This window comes from Pseudomonas nitroreducens, assembly GCF_024170165.1.
In the GTDB taxonomy this organism is placed as follows: domain Bacteria; phylum Pseudomonadota; class Gammaproteobacteria; order Pseudomonadales; family Pseudomonadaceae; genus Pseudomonas; species Pseudomonas nitroreducens_C.
Genome location: NZ_JALJXP010000011.1, coordinates 79,042 through 96,670 on the forward strand (window position 1 = coordinate 79,042; position 17,629 = coordinate 96,670).

The following is a 17,629-nucleotide window of genomic DNA, read 5'->3' on the forward strand; positions in this document are numbered from 1 at the left end:
TTGAACTCGAACCGTAGGATGGTGTGGAGCGAAGCGATACCCATCACGCAGCGCACGAACAGCATGGGTATCGCTGCGCTCCACCCATCCTACAAAAGGTTTCGATATCGGCTCTGGCGCTCCTACAGGTCGGCTGCGATGCCTCGGGAATACAAAAAAGGCGCCTTCGAATGAAGGCGCCTTTTTCATTGGCGCTGGAACCAGCCCTTACAGGCGCGGGTAGTCCAGGTAGCCGACCGGACCCTTGCCGTAGAAGGTTTCCGGGTGCGGCTCGTTCCAGGCGGCGCCTTTTTCCAGGCGGGTCACCAGGTCCGGGTTGGCGATAAACGGGATGCCGAAGGCAACCGCGTCGGCCTTGCCGCTCTCCAGCCATTGGTTGGCGCTGTCCTTGGTGAAACGCTCGTTGGCGATGTACACGCCACCGAAGATTTCCTTCAGTTTCGGGCCGATGCTGTCGTCGCCGGCCTTCTCGCGGGTGCAGATGAACGCCACGCCGCGCTTGCCCAGCTCGCGGGCTACGTAGCCGAAGGTGGCCAGCGGGTCGGCGTCGCCCATGTCGTGGGAGTCCATGCGCGGAGCCAGGTGCACGCCGACGCGGCCGGCGCCCCAGACGCCGATCACGGCATCGGTGACTTCCAGCAGCAGGCGCGCGCGGTTCTCTACCGAGCCGCCGTACTGGTCGGTACGCTGGTTGGTGCTGCTCTGCAGGAACTGGTCGAGCAGGTAGCCGTTGGCGCCATGCACTTCCACGCCATCGAAACCGGCGGCCTTGGCATTCTCGGCACCGACGCGGTAGGCCTCGACGATGTCGGCGATCTCTTCGGTTTCCAGGGCGCGCGGGGTGACGAATTCCTTGATCGGGCGCACCAGGCTGACGTGGCCGGCCGGCTTGATGGCGCTCGGCGCTACCGGCAGTTCACCGTTGAGGTACAGCGGGTCGGAGACGCGGCCCACGTGCCACAGCTGCAGCATGATGCGGCCACCGTTGGCGTGTACGGCCTTGGTGATGTTGGTCCAGCCGCGGACCTGGTCATCGGACCAGATGCCGGGGGTGTCCGGGTAGCCCACGCCCATCGGGGTCACCGAGGTGGCCTCGCTGAGGATCAGGCCGGCGTCGGCGCGCTGGACGTAGTACTCGGCCATCAGTGCGTTGGGCACGCGGCCTTCGTCGGCGCGGCAGCGGGTCAGCGGGGCCATGACGATGCGGTTGGGCAGTTCCAGGTCACCGATGACGATGGGGTCGAAAAGCGTGGTCATTGCGTTACTCCGGGGCGTGAGGGTGGAGGATCAGTCGAGGACGGGTTGGGTCTGGTTGGGCTTGCCGCTGAAGGCGATCATCACCGCGATCAGCGCGAGTACGGAGAGCACGGCGCCGGCCAGGGGCACGCGGGTCAGGCCCAGGCCGTGGTCGATGACGCTGCCACCGACCCAGGCGCCGATGGCGTTGCCGACGTTGAAGGCGCCGATGTTCAGGGTGGCGACAAGGTTCGGTGCAGCGCCGCCGACGCGCACCACGTTGACCTGCAGGGCGGGCACCGCGGCGAAGGCAGCAGCGGCCCAGATGAACAGGGTGATCTCGGCCGGGATCAGCGAGGCGCTGGTCCAGCTCAGGACGGTGGAAACCACCGCCATGGTGGCGAACACGCCGGCCAGGGTGGTGCCCAGACGCCAGTCGGCGAGGCGGCCGCCGAGGATGTTGCCCAATGTCAGGCCGAGGCCGATCAGCACCAGGCTCCAGGTGATGCCGCGCGGCGAAACCTGGGTGACTTCGCCCAGCAGCGGCGCGACGTAGGTGAACAGCGCGAAGACGGCCGCGGAGAACAGCACGGTGGTGCCCAGCGCCAGCCACAGCGGGCCGTTGCGCAGCGCGGCGACTTCCTTGCGCATGTCCACCGCTTCCTCGTCATGCTTCTTGGGCAGCACGCTCCACAGGCCGATCAGCGCGAACACCCCGATCAGGGTCACTGCCCAGAACGGCGAGCGCCAGCCGGCGATCTGACCCAGCGCGGTGCCGGCTGGTACGCCGAGCACGTTGGCCAGGGTCAGGCCGGTGAACATCAGGGCCACGGCGGAAGCCTTGCGGTTGGCCGGCACCAGGCTGGCGGCAACCACCGAACCGATGCCGAAGAAGGCGCCGTGACACAGGGCGGTGATGATCCGCGCCAGCATCAGCAGGCCGTAGTTGGCGGCCACCGCGCAGAGCAGGTTGCCGAGGATGAAGATGCCCATGAGCATCAGCAGCGCGGTCTTGCGCGGCAGGCGGGCGGTGAGCAGGGCCATGATCGGCGCGCCGATGGCGACGCTGAAGGCATAGCCGCTGACCAGCCAGCCGGCGGCCGGGATAGTCACGGAGAGGTCGCCCGCGACCTCGGGCAGCAGGCCCATGATCACGAATTCCGTGGTGCCGATGGCAAACGCGGACAAAGCGAGGACGAGAAGCGAAGTGGGCATGTACCTGCTCCTGGAGAGTGGGATTGTGTTGGCTGGCAGTAGCCGGGTTACAGCGCTTCGCTCAGGTGGCGAACAAAGGCCTGGATGGTGTCTTCATTGCGTTTGAAGAAGTTCCACTGGCCGACTCTTCGACTGGTCACCAGGCCCGCGCGCTGGAGGGTGGCCAGATGCGCGGAGACGGTGGATTGCGACAGACCGGTGCGCTGGTCGAACTTGCCGGCGCAGACGCCGATCTCGAAGGACTGGTGCTCCTGCTCGACGAAGAACTGCTCAGGGTCCTTGAGCCAGTGCAGCATGTCGCGCCGCACCGGGTGGGCCAGGGCCTTGAAGATCTCTTCGAGGTCGATGTCAGGATCGAGATGGGGTTGTTCAGTCATGGGACACATCGGTATATCGCGTTGGGACGAACTATATATCGGTCAAAAACGATATGAATTCGTTTGGGGCGATAGTAATGATCGACACCGATGATACTAGCCGGCAGACCCCGCCATTGTGGGCGTGGATACCTGCCGCCAATTGCCTTGCGGATGATATTACCCGGCTGACGTAGGAGCGGACTCCGCCCGCGATGGCGTCCGGCGCGATGCGAACCTATCGCGGACGGAGTCCGCTCCTACGCTTCGATCAGGTATGACGCTTTCAGGGCGGGTTCCGCGCTAAGCTCAGCGACATGAATTACCTCGCGCACCTCCACCTGGGCGGCGACCGGCCTGCCCAACTGCTCGGCAGCCTCTATGGCGACTTCGTCAAGGGCCCGCTGGCCGGGCAATGGCCCGCCGAGATCGAGGCGGGCATCCGCCTGCACCGGCGCATCGATGCCTTCACCGACAGTCACGCCCTGATACACAGTGCCAAGACGCGCTTCCCCAGCGAGCGCCGGCGCATGGCCGGCGTGCTTCTCGACGTGTTCTTCGACCACTGCCTGGCCCGCGACTGGGGGCGTTTCTCCGGTGAGCCGCTGGAGCACTTCACCCAACGGGTCTACGGTGTACTGGGCCGCACGCCCGGCCTGCCGGAGCGTCTGGCGCGCATTGCACCGCGTATGGCCGCGCAGGACTGGCTCGGCAGTTATCGGGAGTTCGAGGTGCTGCAGGACGTGGTCGCCGGCATGTCCCGGCGCCTGTCCAGGCCGTCCCTGCTGGACGGCGCCTGGGATGAACTGGATCGCTTGTACGAGCCGTTGAGCAGCGATTTCCGCGAGTTCTATCCCGAATTGCAGGCCTTCGTCAGAAATCTGCCGAATTCGATGGACGGTCCGACCTGACTTGATATGCGTCAACCGCCCGACGGCCCATCGCGTGTGCAATAGACACATCTGAAGGACGACGAGAGGAGCAGCATGATGAAGTCGTTAATGGTCGCAACGGATCTGTCCGGCCGTTCCGAAAAGGCTTTGCACCGTGCGGCAGCGCTGGCCAAGCGCTACGCCTGTCCCTGGACCGTGCTCTACGTGGTCGACGAAGACCAGCCCGCGGCGCTGGTCGAGCAGGAAGTCACCCAGGTGCGCCTGATGCTCGAAGCGCGGCTGGTGGAACTCACCGAACTGGGCGGCACCTGCCCGAAACTGCTGGTGGAGCGCGGCGATCCGAACCAGCAGATTCTCGCCGCGGCGAAGAAGCAGAACTGCGAGATGCTGGTGATGGGTGCGCACCGCAAGAGCGTGCTGCGTGACATCTTCGTCGGCACCACGGTCGAGCGAGTACTGCGCGCCGGGCAACTGCCGGTGCTGGTGGTCAACCAGCCGGCCGGCGGCGAGTACCGCGACCTGCTTATCGCCCTCGATACCTCGCCGGCCTCGGCCCACGCAGTGGAAGTGGCCAACGACCTGGGCCTGCTCGAAGGCGCCGTGCGCCGGGGCGTCTACGCCTTCAGCCCGCTGGCCAAGGGCATGATGCAGTACTCCGGAGTGAGCGAGGAGCGCATCGACGAATTCGTCGGCAGCGAATCGCGCCAGGCGGTGGACGAGCTGAAGAAGTTCCTCCACGACCAGCACCTGGAAGAACGCATCGATGAACAACTGGTGGCCGTCGGGCTGCCGGGCAACGTGCTGCAGCGGATGGTCGACAAGCATCGGCCCGATCTGCTGGTCATGGGTACTCGGGGTATGGGTGGGATCAAGCGTGCCCTGATCGGCAGTGTTGCCGACTACGCTCTGCGCGAACTGGATTGTGACATCCTGGTCGTGCCGCCGGAGGCTTGAGCCTCCGGCGTCTGGAGACTGTTTTCAGGTTGCGTCGGGAGGCTCGAGGGTGCCGCCCGGCGCAGTTTGAAAGCCGTTTCGTCAGAGTGGGAACCCGTCGGCCGTAGGTTACGGCGGGCTCCAAACCTTCTTCGCTTTACCGGCCGCTTGACTGGCAAATCTCAGGCCGCGATGGCCGACTCTTCCTGAACGTCACACACCACTGCATGGATCGCGGCATGGGCCTGCTTCGCCAGCAGGTTGCGGTCCTGGTGGGCGCTGGACAGCGCCGGCAGCAGGTGAACTTCCACCACACCCCGATCATGGTCGAACAGGCGCTTCAGGTGGCTGACCAGATCATCGTCGCCAATGAACGGTGCCAGCTCGCAGGCCTGGCCATTGCGTCGGTAGCGCAGCGCCACCGGTTGCACTGGCACGCCGGCTTCGATGGCGCTGGCCATCAGGCGACCGTGGAAAGTGCGCAGGCCGGTACCGTCGGTGGTGGTGCCTTCGGGGAAGACCAGCAGCGAACGGCCGCGCGACAGGTGCGTGGCCAGCTGCGCATTGATCATCCGCGCATCGCCCGAGCCACGGCGAATGAACAGCGTGCCTGCCTTCTCCGCCAGCCAGCCGGCCAGCGGCCACTGGCGTACTTCGGCCTTGGACAGGAAGGTCAGCGGCAGCAGCCCGCCCAGCAGCGGAATATCGACCCAGGACACATGGTTGCAGACCCACAGCATCGGCTGCGTGGGCAGTTCGCCGTGCACCTGCAGTTCGAAGGGCAGGGCGGCGGACAGGCGCGCCAGGAACCAGCGTGTCAGGCGTTGGCGCAGGGGCATGCGGTCGCCGGGCAGGCGCTCCAGCAGGCTGACGAAGCTGGCCAGCGCGAGGCCCACCAGCAGCAGTGCCAGCAGGCGGGCGACGCGCAGCCAGGCGCGCAGGCTGCGCATCAGACCGCGGCCTTGAAGTGGCGGGCGTAGCGCGGGCAGAGCTCGTCGCGCTTGAGCAGGATGAACACGTCGGCGACGCCGAAATCCGGGTCCCAGCAGGGCTCGCCGCAAATCTTCGCACCCAGGCGCATGTAGGCCTTGAGCAGGGGCGGCAGCTCGGCGGTGAGGTTGTCCGGCACTTCCATGGGCGGCAGCGGCGTCTTGGGCTCGGCGCGCAGGTTCTGCTGGCAGAGGTAGCGATCGCGCAGGCGCTGCATCACGGCGCGGGCCTGGATGCCGCCGTCGCGCATGGGGATGCTGGCGCAGCCCATCAGGTAGCGGTAGCCGCCTTCGTTGAGGACTTCGGCCAGTTCGCTCCAGAGCACCGCGATGGTGCCGCCGTTGCGGTAGTCCGGATCGACACAGGTGCGGCCGATTTCCAGCACCGGGCCCTGCAGGTCGTCCAGGCCGTCGAGGGCGAATTCCTCTTCGCTGTAGAAGCGGCCCAGGCGCTGGGCAGCGCGGTGGTCGAGCAGGCGGGTGGTGGCCACCAGCGCACCGGTGTTGAGGTCGCGCACGCCGATGTGGGCGCAGTGGCGGTCGTAGTCGTCCATGTCCAGGCCCAGGTCCGCGCCCTTGAGCTGGGCATCGAACTCGCTGCTGAACACGCGGTAACGCAGGGCCTGGGCTTCGCGCAGGGCGCGGGCGCCGCGCAGACGCACGGCCTTGAGACGGCGTTCTGCCGGGGTGTCACAGGAGAGGGCGATCTGACTCATGCGAGTGCCTCCGTGAACCGGCCATGCGGGTTGCGGCCGGTCGGCTTTGTTGTGCAAGCTCAGGCTAGGAATGACCGGTGTCACGCCCATGACGGTGCGGTGATGCTTGTATGACAAGAACAACGACCTCGAAGGAAGGAGCGCCGCGATGCCCTGGAATTGCCTGCTCGGCCCGCAGGACCGGTTACCGCCCGGCCTGGTCCTGGACGACTGGTACGCCGAACTGCTCGCCCGCGCCGGGTGCGCCAACAGCTTCGAGCTGGCGTTGCTCGGCGGCCGTCTGGCGAGCTCGCCGGGGCTGGCCTTCCTCGCCGGCTACCAGGCGGCGTTGCGCGCTCTCTGGCCGGCTGCCCCGCGCAGCCTCGGCGCCTTGTGCGTGACCGAGAAGAAGAGCGTGCGCCCCGCCGATCTGCAGACGCGCCTCGAAGGCCTGGTGCTGCACGGCCGCAAGGACTTCGCCACGGCCGCCGAGAGTGCCGCCTGGTGGCTGGTCGCCGCGCGCGACGAGGAGGAGGGCGAGCCGCCGCGCATCGCCATGACCGTGGTGCAGGCCGGCGCCCCCGGCGCCAGGCTCGAAGCGCTGCCGGCCCTGCCGCTGATGCCCGACATTCCCCACGCCCGCCTGCTGCTCGACGGCGCCCATTGCGAGCGCCTGCCCGGCGACGGCTGGGAGGCCTACAGCAAACCGTTCCGCACCCTGGAAGACACCCATGTGCTGGCGGCGGTCTGCGCCTGGCTCTATGGGCTGGCGCTGGAGCGCCAGTGGCCGGCGGAGTTGACGCTGCGCCTGACCGGCGTGCTCGCCGGTTGCGCCGAAGTCAGCCGGCAGCCCGCCTCGCAGGCGGAAACCCACCTCTTGCTGGCCGGTGTTTTCAGCCAGTTCGAAAGCCTGGCCGCGTCACTGGACTCCGCGTTTGCCGCCGGCGATGCGGAGCTGGCGGCGGTGTGGCGCAGGGACAAGGGCGTGCTCGCCATCGCCGGCGCCGCGCGGGCCAAGCGCCTGGAGAAAGCGAGGGTGGCAATAGGCCTTGACCCACGTCAGTGAGGGCTGGGGGAGGGGGCGCTAGCCTACGGAAGTTTCTGAGATACCTAGAAATTTCCGCAGGGCTACCCACAGTTTTCCCTCCCACTGCTTTAGGAAATCCCCTCATGCGACGTGAACCCATCGTCCTGTTCGACGACGGTAAACACCAATGCCTGTGTTTCGACGATCTGGTCAGCGGCGACGGTGTGCAATCCAACCAGTTCCTCATCGTCGACCACGACAAGCGCCTGCTGCTCGATCCGGGTGGCGACCTGACCTACACCCCGCTGTCCCTGGAACTCTCCAAGCTGTTCCCGCTGCAGGACCTGGACTACATCTTCGCCTCGCACCAGGACCCGGACATCATCGCCGCGCTGGACAAGTGGCTGCTGCACACCCGCGCCAGGGTCATCTGCTCCAAGCTCTGGGCTCGCTTCCTGCCGCACCTGACGGCCAGCTACCTGGCGGTCAGCCACGGCATTTCCACCTATGACCGCGTGATCCCGCTGCCGGACCGTGGCGAGTCGGTACAGCTGGGCCGCTGCCAGCTGAAGATGATCCCCGCGCACTTCCTCCACTCGGTAGGCAACTTCCAGGTCTACGACCCGGTCAGCAAGATCCTCTTCTCCGGCGACATGGGCGCCTCCCTGGTGGACGATGCCAGCCCGGTGCAGGACTTCGCCGCCCATGTGCCGCACATGGAAGGTTTCCACCGCCGCTACATGGCCTCGAACAAGGTCGGCCGGCTGTGGGCCAACATGGTTCGCGGCCTCGACATCGAGATGATCGTCCCGCAGCACGGCCGGCCGTTCGTGGGCAAACCGATGATCACGGCTTTCCTCGACTGGATCGCCGACCTGCAATGCGGCATGGACCTGATGGGGCCTGACGACTATCAGGTTCCGCGCTGACAGGTACTTGCTGACAAGCGCGGTGCTGACCGATTGCGCCAATCGTCCTTGATTACGGCACGATCGGCGCTTAATCCGTCATCTTCACCGTGCTAGGGTGCGGGCCGACCTGATAACAAGAGGCCCGCCGATGCCCATTGCCCCCTTCCGCCCAGCGCTGCGTGCGCTGGCGCTGGCGACCTGCCTGCTGAGCAGCCACGCCCACGGTACCGAAACCTGGCCCGAGGCCGATTGGCCCCACGGCGCCTCTCCCAGCGGCGCCGCCGTGCAGGCGTTCGAGAACTACGCCTTCCCCACCCGCGACGACGGCACCCGCAAGGGCGTGCGTACCGACGCCGTGGTGGTTATCCGCGACGGCCAGCTGATCTACGAGCGCTATGCCGGCCCGACCCGAGCCGAGACGCCGCACCTGGCCTGGTCGATGAGCAAGAGCGTGATGGCCAGCGTCCTCGGCGTCGCCTTCGGCGAGGGCAAGTTCCAGCTCGACGACCCGGTGGCCAAGCACTACCCGGCCTTCGCCGAGCACCCCGAGATCAAGATGCGCGACCTGCTGCACTGGGCCTCGGGCCTGGCCTGGCAGGAAGAGTACGAGTACGCGCCGGTGCGCTCCTCGGTGGTGGCGATGCTCTACACCCGTGGCCGCGACGACATGGCCAAATTCACCGCCGGCTTCCCCGCCGACGCCGAGCCGGGCAAGCGCTTCCGCTACTCCAGCGGCGACAGCAACGTGCTCTCCGCCACGCTCAAGCAAATGGTCGGCAAGGACTACGCGAACTACCCCTGGACTGCGCTGTTCGAGCCGCTGGGCATCCAGTCCGCGGTCTGGGAGCGTGACGCCAGCGGCACCTTCGTCGGCTCCTCCTACGCCTACATGACCGCCCGCGACATGGCCCGTATCGGCTTGCTGATGGAGCGCGACGGGCGCTGGAAGGATCGCCAGTTGCTGCCCCAGGACTGGCTGAAATTCGTTCTCGCGCCATTCCCCGAGTACCAGCCGAAAACCGAGAAACCCGGCGAAGCGGTGCCCGGCGGCCAGTGGTGGCTCAACCGCCCGGTGGCCGGTGCGCCTGCGCCCTGGCCGGATGCGCCCGAGGACACCTTCGCCGCCCTCGGCCACTGGGGCCAGGCGCTGTATGTGATCCCCGAACAGAAGCTGGTGATCGTCCGCTACGCCGACGACCGTGACGGCAGCTACCAGCACGACACCTTCCTCAAGCTTGCCCAGGCGGCCTTCGCCCACGGGGAGGTGCAGCCATGATCCGTCGCCATCCGATTCTCACCGCCCTGGTCCTGCTGCTGCTCGCGCTGGTGACCACGGCCTGGCAGAACCGCGTCCATCTCGCCGCGTTCCCCGGCATCATCGGTGCCTACACGGCCAAGGAGTACTGCTCCTGCCGCTACGTCATGGGGAACTCGGCGGACTATTGTCAGGCCTATACCAAGCAGTACGTGCCGACCAGCGCCTTCCTCGACGACGAAGCGCGCAAGCGGGTGACCGCCCGCGGCCTGGGCAGTACGCAGACAGCCGCCTGGCTCGGTGCGCGCGAGGGATGCCAACTGATGCCCCAGGCGGACGATTTGCCCGAATCGGGCAGCCACTGACGGGCGCGTTCCACGGAGCGGGGCGACCCGCTTCGGAGGACCAATGCATTCTTTTGTAACAGGAGCTGTGTGCGCCTTGCTGGTACTGGCCAGCCCCCTGGCCCTGGCCGAATGGCAACTGGACGGCGACACCTCGCGGATCAGCTTCGTCTCGGTCAAGCGCGGCAAGATGGCCGAGGTGCAGCGCTTCGACCGCCTCTCCGGGCAGATCGACGACCAGGGCGCGGTGCGCGTGGTGGTGCCGCTGGAGTCCATCGACAGCGGCCTGGCGCTGCGCGACGAGCGCATGCGCAACTCCTTCTTCGAGATCGAGCGCTTCCCCGAGGCGATCATCAGCAGCCAGCTGGACCTCAGCCGATACGAGGACCTGCAGGTTGGCCAGTCGCGCCAGGAAACCATCGACTTCAACCTCGACCTGCATGGCCAGCAGCGCCGACTCAAGTCCGAGGTGCTGGTCAGCCGGCCCAGCGAGAGCCGCATCGAGGTGACGACCCTGGAGCCGCTGGTGCTCAAGTTGGTCGACTTCGACCTGGAGGAGAAGCTGGAGCCGCTCAAGGAAGTCGCCAACGTGCCCTCCATTACTCCGGAGGTGCCGGTGTTTGCGGTGTTGGGGTTCAGCCAGGTGATCAAGCAGGCGCCGTGACACGCGCACCATGACCCTGTAGGAGCGGGCCATGCCCGCGATCCGCCGGCAGGGCCGGCGCCTTCCTCCGCTCCGATGTTGGTCCTGTATTGCTGCGTTGGCTTGGGTATTTCTGCGCCGCTTCGGCGTGCGCGCGGACTTCTTGTTTCGCCCCCTCGGGCGACCTTCTTTGGCAAACGCCCCAAAGAAGGCAAAGGTCTTGCCCCAATCATCCGGTTTTTCGCTTAGGCGAAAAATTCCCTCGTTGAATCGAAGTTTCAACGAGGCCTCCTGAACGGGGCCGTTCGGAGTGCGCTGAGGTTTATCTGGAAGTCTTCAAGAGCCAGAGACAGAGACAGAGACAGAGCCAGAGCCGGGGCGGGGCATTGGTTCTTCGTAGGACCGAGGGGGGCGCCTAGCCCTTGCTCGCGAACCGCACGGCACAGCGTCAACCGCAAAAACAGCCGGCCTCAAGCCCGCGCCGCAATCGCCGGCACGTCGGGCTGGAAGCGAAAGCCCGAGCCCACGCTGCAACTGGAAGCGCCGATGAGCACGAAGGTGAGCAGCAGGATGGTTTTCATGGCAGTGCTCCTGTCATTCAGGATTGGACAGCCTCCAGTCTAGGCCGCACCGCGCGATGCGCGCCGAAGGTCAGGAAACTCCCCGCCGCGAACAACCAGGCCGCGATCCCGCCGTAGCCCAGCACCCAGCCGAAGCCTTGCACCAGCGCCGCACGGGCGCCGTCCGGATCGTCCGCACCCAGCCGGCCGCTGGCGATGCTGGCCGCCAATTGCAGCTTCTCGCCACCCTCCACACCATGCAGCGCAGCGGCGACACCGGAGAGCAGAATCAGCCCCATCACCGCGATATTGATCGCCAGGGAGATCATCCGCGCGCTCATGTCGATGCCCGAGGCCATGCCGGCGCGGGCGGCGGGCACGGCGGCGGTGGAGGTGTTGGTCACCGTGGTATTGGTCAGCCCCAGGCCGATGCCGGCCAGTACGCAGCCGGGCAGCAGGGTCAGCCAGCTGGCGTGGTCCACGGCGCTGCCCCAGAGCATCAGGAAGAAGCCGGCGCCGATCACGAACATCCCGCCGGGAATCACCCAGCCCGGCTGGAAGCGATGCGCCAGGCGCTCGGCGATCGGTGGCACCACCAGCGTCGGCAGGGTATAGGCGAGTAGCGACCAGCCGGCCCTCACATCGTCGTAGCCGAGCACGCCGTGGTAGTAGACCGGCAGGTAGATCATCAGCGGCCAGAAGCTCACGTTCATCCCCGCCGAGGCGAACATCGCGCCGGAAAACGCGCGGATGCGCAGCACCGAGAAGTCGAACATCGGATGGGCGACACGGCGCTCGATCAGGATGAAGGCGATCAGGCAGGCCACGCTGAGCAGCAGGATCGCCAGCGCGGCCGGGCTGGCGAAGCCCATGACCGCGCCCTGGGTGATGTAGAACACCGTGCCGAGCACCGCCAGCGACAGCGTCAGCATGCCGCTGATATCCAGCCGCTCGGCCTCCGGGTCGCGAGATTCCACCGCGCCATACTGCGCCAGTGCCAGGGTGAGCAGGGCGAGCGGGCCGTGGACCAGGAATACCCATTGCCAGCTGGCCAGGGCGACGATGGCGCTGCCGACGATCGGCCCGAAGCCCAGGCCGATGCCGAACACCACGCCCCAGGCGGCGAAGGCGCGCACGCGTTCGATCGGTTCGCTGAACTGGCTGGTGAGTACGGCCACCTGGCAGATCAGCATGACTCCGCCGGCGGCGCCCTGCAGGAAACGCCCGGCGATCATGGTCGGCATGTCGCTTGCCAGCCCGCAAAGCAGCGAGGTCAGGCCGAACAGCGCCAGGCTGATGACGAACAGGCGCTTGCGGCCAAAGCGGTCGGCCAGGGTGCCGGCGGCCATCAACACGCTGGTGACGGCGATGGTGTAGGCATTCATCACCCATTGCAGGTCCTGGAAGTTGCCGTGCAGCACGCGCTCCAGCGCTGGCAGGCTGGCCGGCACGCTGGAGATTTCCAGGCCGAACATCATCGAGGAGAGGCATACCGCCGCCAGGGCGATGAGGTTTCTGGGGGTGTGGTGGGCAGTCATGGGAGTGGGCTCCGTTTGGCGAGCCACCATTGTCGAAAAGAACAGGGTTCCCCATTGGCTCCATTTCGTCCCATCATTGGGTCTTTCTGGGATTCAAAGGGGAAGGGTGATGGAGGACCGGCTCGATGGCATTGCCACCTTCGTCCAGGTGGTTGACGCCGGCAGCTTCGCCCTCGCGGCGGAGCGCCTGAACCTCACGCGTTCGGCGGTGGGCAAGGCCGTTGCCCGGCTGGAGGCGCGCCTGGGTGTGCGCCTGCTGCAACGCACCACGCGCAGCCAGAACCTCACCGACGATGGCCAGGTGTTCTACGACAGCTGCGTGCGCGCGCTGGCCGAACTGGATGCCGCGCACACCGCGCTGGAAGGCGGACGCCTGGAGCCGCGCGGGCGCCTGCGGGTCAGCGTGCCGATCTCCTTCGGTCACCTCTGCGTGGTGCCGCTGATGTTGGCGCTGGCGCGGCAGTATCCGTCGCTGAAGATCGACCTGTCCTTCACCGACCGCCGCGTCGATCTGGTGGAGGAGGGCTTCGACCTCGCTGTGCGCATCGGCCCGCTGAGCGACAGCGCTACCCTCGCCGCGCGCAGGCTGGGCGTGCAATACACCAGCATCGGCGCGGCGCCCTCGTATATCGCCGAACACGGCATGCCGGAGGCGCTGGACGATCTCGCCGGCCACGCGGCCATCAGTTATTCGGTTGCCGGCGTCACCTCGCCCTGGGACCTGCGCGAGGACGACGGCCAGGCGAAACGCATCGACATCGACCCGCAGCTGAGCATGGACGACCTGCAGGCCATCACGGCCGCCGCCGTGGCCGGCTTCGGCCTGGCGCGCCTGCCGTCCTGGCTGTTGGCGCGGCACGTGAAGCTGGGCGAACTGGTGACGGTGACGGGACGCTGCAACCTGCCGCCGCTGGAGATCCATGCGGTGTGGCCGAAGACCCGCTACATGCCGCCGAAGATTCGTTGCGCCATCGATGCGCTGGTGGCCGGGATTCCCGCCCTGCTGGCCGACTGAACCATTGGCGCCATCACCTGCCCAATGGGCTCGCCGGTCGGCCGGTTTGCAAGCCGACGGCGGGCCGCTATCGTTGGCCGTTGATCCGTCCGTTTTCCATGTAAGGGATTCCATGCGCTCGCTGTTCGCCTTCCTCTTCGCGGCCTGCTTCGCCGCTTCCGCCCAGGCTGCCTGGTACCTCGACTACGAGTCCTCGCGGCTGACCTTCGTCACCACCAAAAACGCCGATATCGCCGAGGTGAACCGCTTCCTGGTGATGCACGGCAAGGTGGAGGAGCAGGGCCAGGTGGAGCTGCGCATCGAGATGGACTCGCTGAGCACCGGCATCCCGCTGCGCGACGAACGTGTGCGCGACAAGCTGTTCGATACCGAGAAATTCCCCGAGGCGCGCATCACCTCGACCATCGACCTGCGCCCCATCACCGATCTCGCCAGTGGCGTGCAACTGGAGACGCGCCTGCCGCTGCGCCTGGAGCTGAACGGCCAGGCGAAGGACTACCGCACCGACGTGCTGATCACCCGCCTGGACGAGCACCGCTTCCAGGTGGTGACGCTGCAGCCGCTGGTGATCAACGCCGCTGACTTCGGCCTCGCTCCGGGCGTGACGCAGCTGCGCAAGCTGGCCGGGCTGAAGAGCATCGGCCTGTCGGTGCCGGTGGGCGCCGTGCTGATCTTCGCCTCGCGGTGAGCGGCCCGATCTTCCCCTGGCGGACGGGCAACCGTTTCGCCCTGCTCTGCGACGGCGAGCGCTTCTTCCCGCGCATGTTCGCCGCCATCGACAGTGCCGAGCGGCAGATCGAACTGGAGCTTTACCTGGTGGAAAGCGGCAGCTGCGCCGAGGCGCTGCTGGATCGCTTGCTGGCGGCGCGCTCGCGTGGCGTGAAGGTGCGTTGCCTGTTCGACGCCTTCGGCAGCCTGAAGCTCTCCAGCGCCTGGACGCGGCAGTTGCTGGAGGCGGGCGGCGAGCTGCGCCACTACAACCCGCTGAACTGGAAGGCCGGCATCCGCAACCTGTACCGCGACCACCGCAAGCTGCTGCTGGTGGACGAGCGCATCGCCTATGTCGGTGGCACCGGCGCCACCGATGAGTTCTGGTCCGCGCGGGAGAACCGCAGCGACTGGCACGAAGTGATGGTGGAGATGACCGGCCGGATCGTCGCCGATTGGCAGCGTCTGTTCGAGCGGCAGTGGAACGCGTGTCTTGGCGTGCGCGCCTGGAAACCGCGGGAGGAAGTCCTGCTGACCCGACTGCCGCCGATTCCCAGCTACGGTGAGGGCCTGGCGCGAGTCGCCTATGCCGACGCCGGCCAGCACCGCGACATCCTCCAGGCGCTGGTGCGTTCGCTGCGCGGCGCGCACCAGCGCGTGTGGCTGGCGACGCCGTATTTCCTGCCGACCTGGAAGGTCCGCCGGGCTCTGCGCAAGGCCGCCCAGCGCGGCGTCGATGTGCGCCTGCTGCTCACCGGGCGCCTCACCGACCATGCGCCGGTGCGCTACGCTGGACAGCGCTATTACCCGAGCCTGCTGCGTGCCGGGGTGAAGATCTTCGAGTACCAGCCGCGCTTCCTTCATCTGAAGATGGCGCTGGTCGATGACTGGGTCAGCGTCGGCTCGTGCAACTTCGATCATTGGAACCTTCGGTTCAATCTGGAGGCCAATGTAGAAGCGTTCGATCCGACATTCACCGCGGCGGTGGCCGACTGCCTGGCCGCCGACTTCGCACAGAGCCGCGAGATCGACCTGGGTTTCTGGCGCGCACGTCCCTGGTGGAAGCGCTTGCGTGAGCGTCTGTGGGGCTCGCTGGACCGACTGGTGGTGAACTTCCTCGATCGCCGCCGATGATGCTGCTGTCGTTCGTCCAGCGGCCATTCGCCTACCTGGAAGGAGAGAAGCGTGGAGAACCTGCAAAAAAAGGAGCGTTTCATCGGGCTGGAATGGCTGCGCTTCCTGATGGGCCTTTACGTGGTGGTCTACCACACGCTGCACAGCTACCCGGCGGAGCAGAAGTTCGCCGGGCTCGATGACCTCACCGCGCTGGGCTTCTTCGCCACCAGTACCTTCTTCGTGCTTTCCGGCTTCCTGCTCTGCCACGTCTACGTCACCGATGGGCAACTGCGCGAGACTCCGCGCAGCTTCTTCACCAAGCGCCTGTCCAACCTCTACCCGCTGCACATCTTCTCGATCCTGCTGACCATCGCCGTGCTGCTGGTGGTGAGCGGGCTGGGCATCGGCCCGGACCTCGACCAGGCGACACCACGCTTCGTCATCTACGACACCAACGAGGCCATCGGCCGGTTGCAGCCGGAGCTGTTCCACCACTGGATGAGCGACCGCGAGTTGCTGTTCAACAGCATCCTCCAGCTCACCATGCTGCAGGCCTGGAACCCGTACTACCTGACCTTCAACGCACCGCTCTGGTCGCTGTCGACGCTGTTCTTCTTCTACCTCTGCTTCCCCTTCGTCGCACCACGCCTGGCGCGCCTGCAGAACAAATGGCGCTGGCTGCTGGCACTGTGGATTCTCTACCTGATCCCGCCGATCCTAGTGGTCGCCAGCGAGCAGTACGGCATGCCCTGGACCGGCCTGCTGCACCGCAACCCGCTGCTGCGTCTGCCGGAGTTCCTCAGCGGCATCCTCGCCTACGGGCTGTTCCGCGAGTACAAGGACGCCGGCCGCCTGCCGGGGCGCGGGATGCTGACGGCAATGGGCGCCTTCGTGCTGGCCAGTTTCCTCGTTGCCGATTACCTCTACACCCATGGCGCCAAGTACTGGTACTTCCTCCTGCACAACGGCCTGCTGCTGCCGGCACAGCTGGTGCTGGTGTACATGAGCGCCTTGCCGCGCGATCCGCAGAACAGCCTGATCCGCCACTGGTCGCCACGCCTGGGGGCGGCGTCGCTGTCGCTGTTCGCCCTGCATGTGCCGCTGTTCACGCTGTTCTCGCGCACCGAGAAGCTGATCCGCGCGCCGGGCGATTGCCTGGCGGACTGGGCCTTCTGCGTCGAGTCGGCGACGCACCAGCAGCTGTCGCTGTGGCTGTACCCGCTGTTCCTGTTGTTCATGGTCACCAGTTGCGTGCTGGTGCAGGAGCGCTGCGTGGTACCGGTGCGCAAATGGCTGGTGCGCCACCTGTTGCCAGCGCCGCCTGCACCGCCGGCCTCGCGGCGACGGGTGGTGACCGAGTCATGACCTCCGGTCCGGGTCAGGTTCCAGGCGTCCCCCTCGATCCTGCGAAGCGCGCGACCTGAACCTGCAGGAGCGAGCTTGCTCGCGAACCAGATCGCCAGCTCTGCCAACTTGTGCGGCCCGTGCTAGGTTTTCTGCAGCGCCGCCGCTGCGGCCCCTCGCGGACGAAAACCACCATGCCCATCGAGTTCCGCCTGCTCAGCGGCGATGCGATCCGCCCGTTCATCGATGATCTGGCGCGACTGCGCATTACTGTGTTCCGCGAGTATCCCTACCTCTACGACGGCAGCCCGGAATACGAAGCCGGATACCTCGACAGTCACGTGCGCTCGGCCTGGAGCCTGTGCGTGCTGGTGATCGACGAGGGGCGGGTAGTGGGGGCCTCGACCGGGCTGCCGTTGCCGGACGAATCCGAGGCTTTGCAGCAGCCGTTCCTGGTACAGGGCTGGAACCCGGAACGAATCTTCTATTTTGGCGAGTCGCTGGTTCTGCCGGAGTACCGCAGCGCCGATCTCGAGCTGCACTTCTTCGAGGAACGCGAGCGCTTTGCGCGCAGCCTGGATCGTTTCGACTGGTGTGCCTTCTGCGCCCTTCGGCGGCAGCCGGATCATTTCGCGCGACCTGCCAGCTACCGCTCGCCGGACGCCTTCTGGCTGCAGCGGGGCTTCACTCCGCAACCCTCCCTGCAGACCGAGTACCACTGGCGGGATATCGGCGAGCAACGGGAGACGGCCAAGTCGATGATGTTCTGGCTCAAGGACCTGAGCTGACGCACGTCAGTGTTCGGGACGCTGGATCGGGGACAGGTCTGCGCCGGTGGCCCAGGTGTGGCC

Annotated in this window: 18 protein-coding genes; 12 read left to right on the forward strand and 6 right to left on the reverse strand. The window is 66.6% G+C overall.

Features of this window, described 5'->3' with window-relative positions; genetic code table 11:
• Positions 1 to 207: 207 nt before the first annotated feature.
• From J2T47_RS20995 to J2T47_RS21005, 3 genes are read right to left on the reverse strand one after another with little or no spacing between them, the layout of a single operon-like run.
• Positions 208 to 1,257, reverse strand: a complete 1,050-nt coding sequence (locus J2T47_RS20995; RefSeq protein WP_253451211.1) for an alkene reductase — start codon at positions 1,255 to 1,257, stop codon at positions 208 to 210.
• A 30-nt stretch (positions 1,258 to 1,287) separates the two neighbouring features.
• Positions 1,288 to 2,451: an MFS transporter gene (locus J2T47_RS21000; RefSeq protein ID WP_081516363.1), complete on the reverse strand. Its 1,164-nt coding sequence runs from the start codon at positions 2,449 to 2,451 to the stop codon at positions 1,288 to 1,290.
• Positions 2,452 to 2,498: 47 nt separating this feature from the next.
• On the reverse strand, positions 2,499 to 2,828 hold the full coding sequence (locus J2T47_RS21005; protein WP_253451214.1) for an ArsR/SmtB family transcription factor: 330 nt from the start codon (positions 2,826 to 2,828) through the stop codon (positions 2,499 to 2,501).
• A gap of 296 nt (positions 2,829 to 3,124) precedes the next feature.
• Here J2T47_RS21005 and J2T47_RS21010 point away from each other — a divergent pair, with 296 nt between their 5' ends.
• Positions 3,125 to 3,718 carry an ACP phosphodiesterase gene (locus tag J2T47_RS21010; RefSeq protein WP_253451217.1) on the forward strand — a complete coding sequence of 198 codons (594 nt, stop codon included), beginning with the start codon at positions 3,125 to 3,127 and terminating at the stop codon, positions 3,716 to 3,718.
• 75 nt (positions 3,719 to 3,793) lie between these two features.
• Positions 3,794 to 4,654, forward strand: coding sequence for a universal stress protein (locus J2T47_RS21015; RefSeq protein WP_253451219.1), 861 nt, complete (start codon positions 3,794 to 3,796; stop codon positions 4,652 to 4,654).
• A 161-nt stretch (positions 4,655 to 4,815) separates the two neighbouring features.
• Here the strand turns inward: J2T47_RS21015 and J2T47_RS21020 are convergent, their stop codons facing one another.
• Positions 4,816 to 5,583 (reverse strand): lysophospholipid acyltransferase family protein, encoded by a 768-nt coding sequence (locus tag J2T47_RS21020; RefSeq protein ID WP_253451222.1) that lies wholly within the window; start codon positions 5,581 to 5,583, stop codon positions 4,816 to 4,818.
• A complete protein-coding gene (gene olsB, locus J2T47_RS21025; protein ID WP_253451225.1) occupies positions 5,583 to 6,338 on the reverse strand; it encodes an L-ornithine N(alpha)-acyltransferase in 756 nt (251 codons plus the stop codon). The genes J2T47_RS21020 and olsB overlap by 1 nt, the downstream gene beginning before the upstream one ends.
• 148 nt (positions 6,339 to 6,486) lie before the next feature.
• Between olsB and J2T47_RS21030 the strand changes: the two genes are divergently transcribed.
• The 5 genes from J2T47_RS21030 (at position 6,487) to J2T47_RS21050 (ending at position 10,518) form a co-directional block, all read left to right on the forward strand.
• Positions 6,487 to 7,383, forward strand: coding sequence for an acyl-CoA dehydrogenase family protein (locus J2T47_RS21030; protein ID WP_253451228.1), 897 nt, complete (start codon positions 6,487 to 6,489; stop codon positions 7,381 to 7,383).
• Positions 7,384 to 7,487: 104 nt separating this feature from the next.
• Positions 7,488 to 8,273, forward strand: a complete 786-nt coding sequence (locus J2T47_RS21035; RefSeq protein ID WP_253451231.1) for an MBL fold metallo-hydrolase — start codon at positions 7,488 to 7,490, stop codon at positions 8,271 to 8,273.
• A gap of 130 nt (positions 8,274 to 8,403) precedes the next feature.
• Positions 8,404 to 9,531 (forward strand): serine hydrolase domain-containing protein, encoded by a 1,128-nt coding sequence (locus J2T47_RS21040; RefSeq protein ID WP_253451235.1) that lies wholly within the window; start codon positions 8,404 to 8,406, stop codon positions 9,529 to 9,531.
• Positions 9,528 to 9,875, forward strand: a complete 348-nt coding sequence (locus J2T47_RS21045) for an amidase (protein ID WP_192292269.1) — start codon at positions 9,528 to 9,530, stop codon at positions 9,873 to 9,875. The genes J2T47_RS21040 and J2T47_RS21045 overlap by 4 nt, the downstream gene beginning before the upstream one ends.
• 43 nt (positions 9,876 to 9,918) lie before the next feature.
• Positions 9,919 to 10,518: a YceI family protein gene (locus J2T47_RS21050; protein WP_253451239.1), complete on the forward strand. Its 600-nt coding sequence runs from the start codon at positions 9,919 to 9,921 to the stop codon at positions 10,516 to 10,518.
• A gap of 577 nt (positions 10,519 to 11,095) precedes the next feature.
• On the opposite strand, the gene J2T47_RS21055 is transcribed toward J2T47_RS21050, so the two are convergent.
• Positions 11,096 to 12,595: an MFS transporter gene (locus J2T47_RS21055; RefSeq protein WP_253451242.1), complete on the reverse strand. Its 1,500-nt coding sequence runs from the start codon at positions 12,593 to 12,595 to the stop codon at positions 11,096 to 11,098.
• A gap of 109 nt (positions 12,596 to 12,704) precedes the next feature.
• On the opposite strand from J2T47_RS21055, the gene J2T47_RS21060 reads away from it, so the two are divergent.
• The 5 genes from J2T47_RS21060 (at position 12,705) to J2T47_RS21080 (ending at position 17,566) form a co-directional block, all read left to right on the forward strand.
• Entirely contained in the window at positions 12,705 to 13,610 is a 906-nt protein-coding gene (locus J2T47_RS21060; RefSeq protein WP_253451245.1) for a LysR family transcriptional regulator, read from the forward strand.
• 112 nt (positions 13,611 to 13,722) lie between these two features.
• Positions 13,723 to 14,298 (forward strand): YceI family protein, encoded by a 576-nt coding sequence (locus J2T47_RS21065; RefSeq protein ID WP_253451248.1) that lies wholly within the window; start codon positions 13,723 to 13,725, stop codon positions 14,296 to 14,298.
• Positions 14,295 to 15,452 carry a phospholipase D-like domain-containing protein gene (locus tag J2T47_RS21070; protein WP_253451251.1) on the forward strand — a complete coding sequence of 386 codons (1,158 nt, stop codon included), beginning with the start codon at positions 14,295 to 14,297 and terminating at the stop codon, positions 15,450 to 15,452. Before J2T47_RS21065 ends, J2T47_RS21070 begins: the two co-directional genes overlap by 4 nt.
• A 51-nt stretch (positions 15,453 to 15,503) precedes the next feature.
• Positions 15,504 to 16,799 (forward strand): acyltransferase family protein, encoded by a 1,296-nt coding sequence (locus tag J2T47_RS21075; RefSeq protein WP_367399513.1) that lies wholly within the window; start codon positions 15,504 to 15,506, stop codon positions 16,797 to 16,799.
• A gap of 179 nt (positions 16,800 to 16,978) precedes the next feature.
• On the forward strand, positions 16,979 to 17,566 hold the full coding sequence (locus tag J2T47_RS21080) for a GNAT family acetyltransferase (RefSeq protein WP_253451562.1): 588 nt from the start codon (positions 16,979 to 16,981) through the stop codon (positions 17,564 to 17,566).
• Positions 17,567 to 17,629 lie beyond the last annotated feature (63 nt).

Excerpts from the sequence above, each read along its gene's own strand:
- J2T47_RS21005 (WP_253451214.1), bottom strand. The coding sequence starts at position 2,828 with ATGACTGAACAACCCCATCTCGATCCTGACATCGACCTCGAAGAGATC.
- J2T47_RS21050 (WP_253451239.1), top strand. The coding sequence starts at position 9,919 with ATGCATTCTTTTGTAACAGGAGCTGTGTGCGCCTTGCTGGTACTGGCC.
- J2T47_RS21000 (WP_081516363.1), bottom strand. The coding sequence starts at position 2,451 with ATGCCCACTTCGCTTCTCGTCCTCGCTTTGTCCGCGTTTGCCATCGGC.
- J2T47_RS21020 (WP_253451222.1), bottom strand. The coding sequence starts at position 5,583 with ATGCGCAGCCTGCGCGCCTGGCTGCGCGTCGCCCGCCTGCTGGCACTG.
- J2T47_RS21055 (WP_253451242.1), bottom strand. The coding sequence starts at position 12,595 with ATGACTGCCCACCACACCCCCAGAAACCTCATCGCCCTGGCGGCGGTA.
- J2T47_RS21060 (WP_253451245.1), top strand. The coding sequence starts at position 12,705 with ATGGAGGACCGGCTCGATGGCATTGCCACCTTCGTCCAGGTGGTTGAC.
- J2T47_RS21035 (WP_253451231.1), top strand. The coding sequence starts at position 7,488 with ATGCGACGTGAACCCATCGTCCTGTTCGACGACGGTAAACACCAATGC.
- J2T47_RS20995 (WP_253451211.1), bottom strand. The coding sequence starts at position 1,257 with ATGACCACGCTTTTCGACCCCATCGTCATCGGTGACCTGGAACTGCCC.
- olsB (WP_253451225.1), bottom strand. The coding sequence starts at position 6,338 with ATGAGTCAGATCGCCCTCTCCTGTGACACCCCGGCAGAACGCCGTCTC.
- J2T47_RS21010 (WP_253451217.1), top strand. The coding sequence starts at position 3,125 with ATGAATTACCTCGCGCACCTCCACCTGGGCGGCGACCGGCCTGCCCAA.
- J2T47_RS21015 (WP_253451219.1), top strand. The coding sequence starts at position 3,794 with ATGATGAAGTCGTTAATGGTCGCAACGGATCTGTCCGGCCGTTCCGAA.
- J2T47_RS21045 (WP_192292269.1), top strand. The coding sequence starts at position 9,528 with ATGATCCGTCGCCATCCGATTCTCACCGCCCTGGTCCTGCTGCTGCTC.
- J2T47_RS21040 (WP_253451235.1), top strand. The coding sequence starts at position 8,404 with ATGCCCATTGCCCCCTTCCGCCCAGCGCTGCGTGCGCTGGCGCTGGCG.
- J2T47_RS21030 (WP_253451228.1), top strand. The coding sequence starts at position 6,487 with ATGCCCTGGAATTGCCTGCTCGGCCCGCAGGACCGGTTACCGCCCGGC.
- J2T47_RS21065 (WP_253451248.1), top strand. The coding sequence starts at position 13,723 with ATGCGCTCGCTGTTCGCCTTCCTCTTCGCGGCCTGCTTCGCCGCTTCC.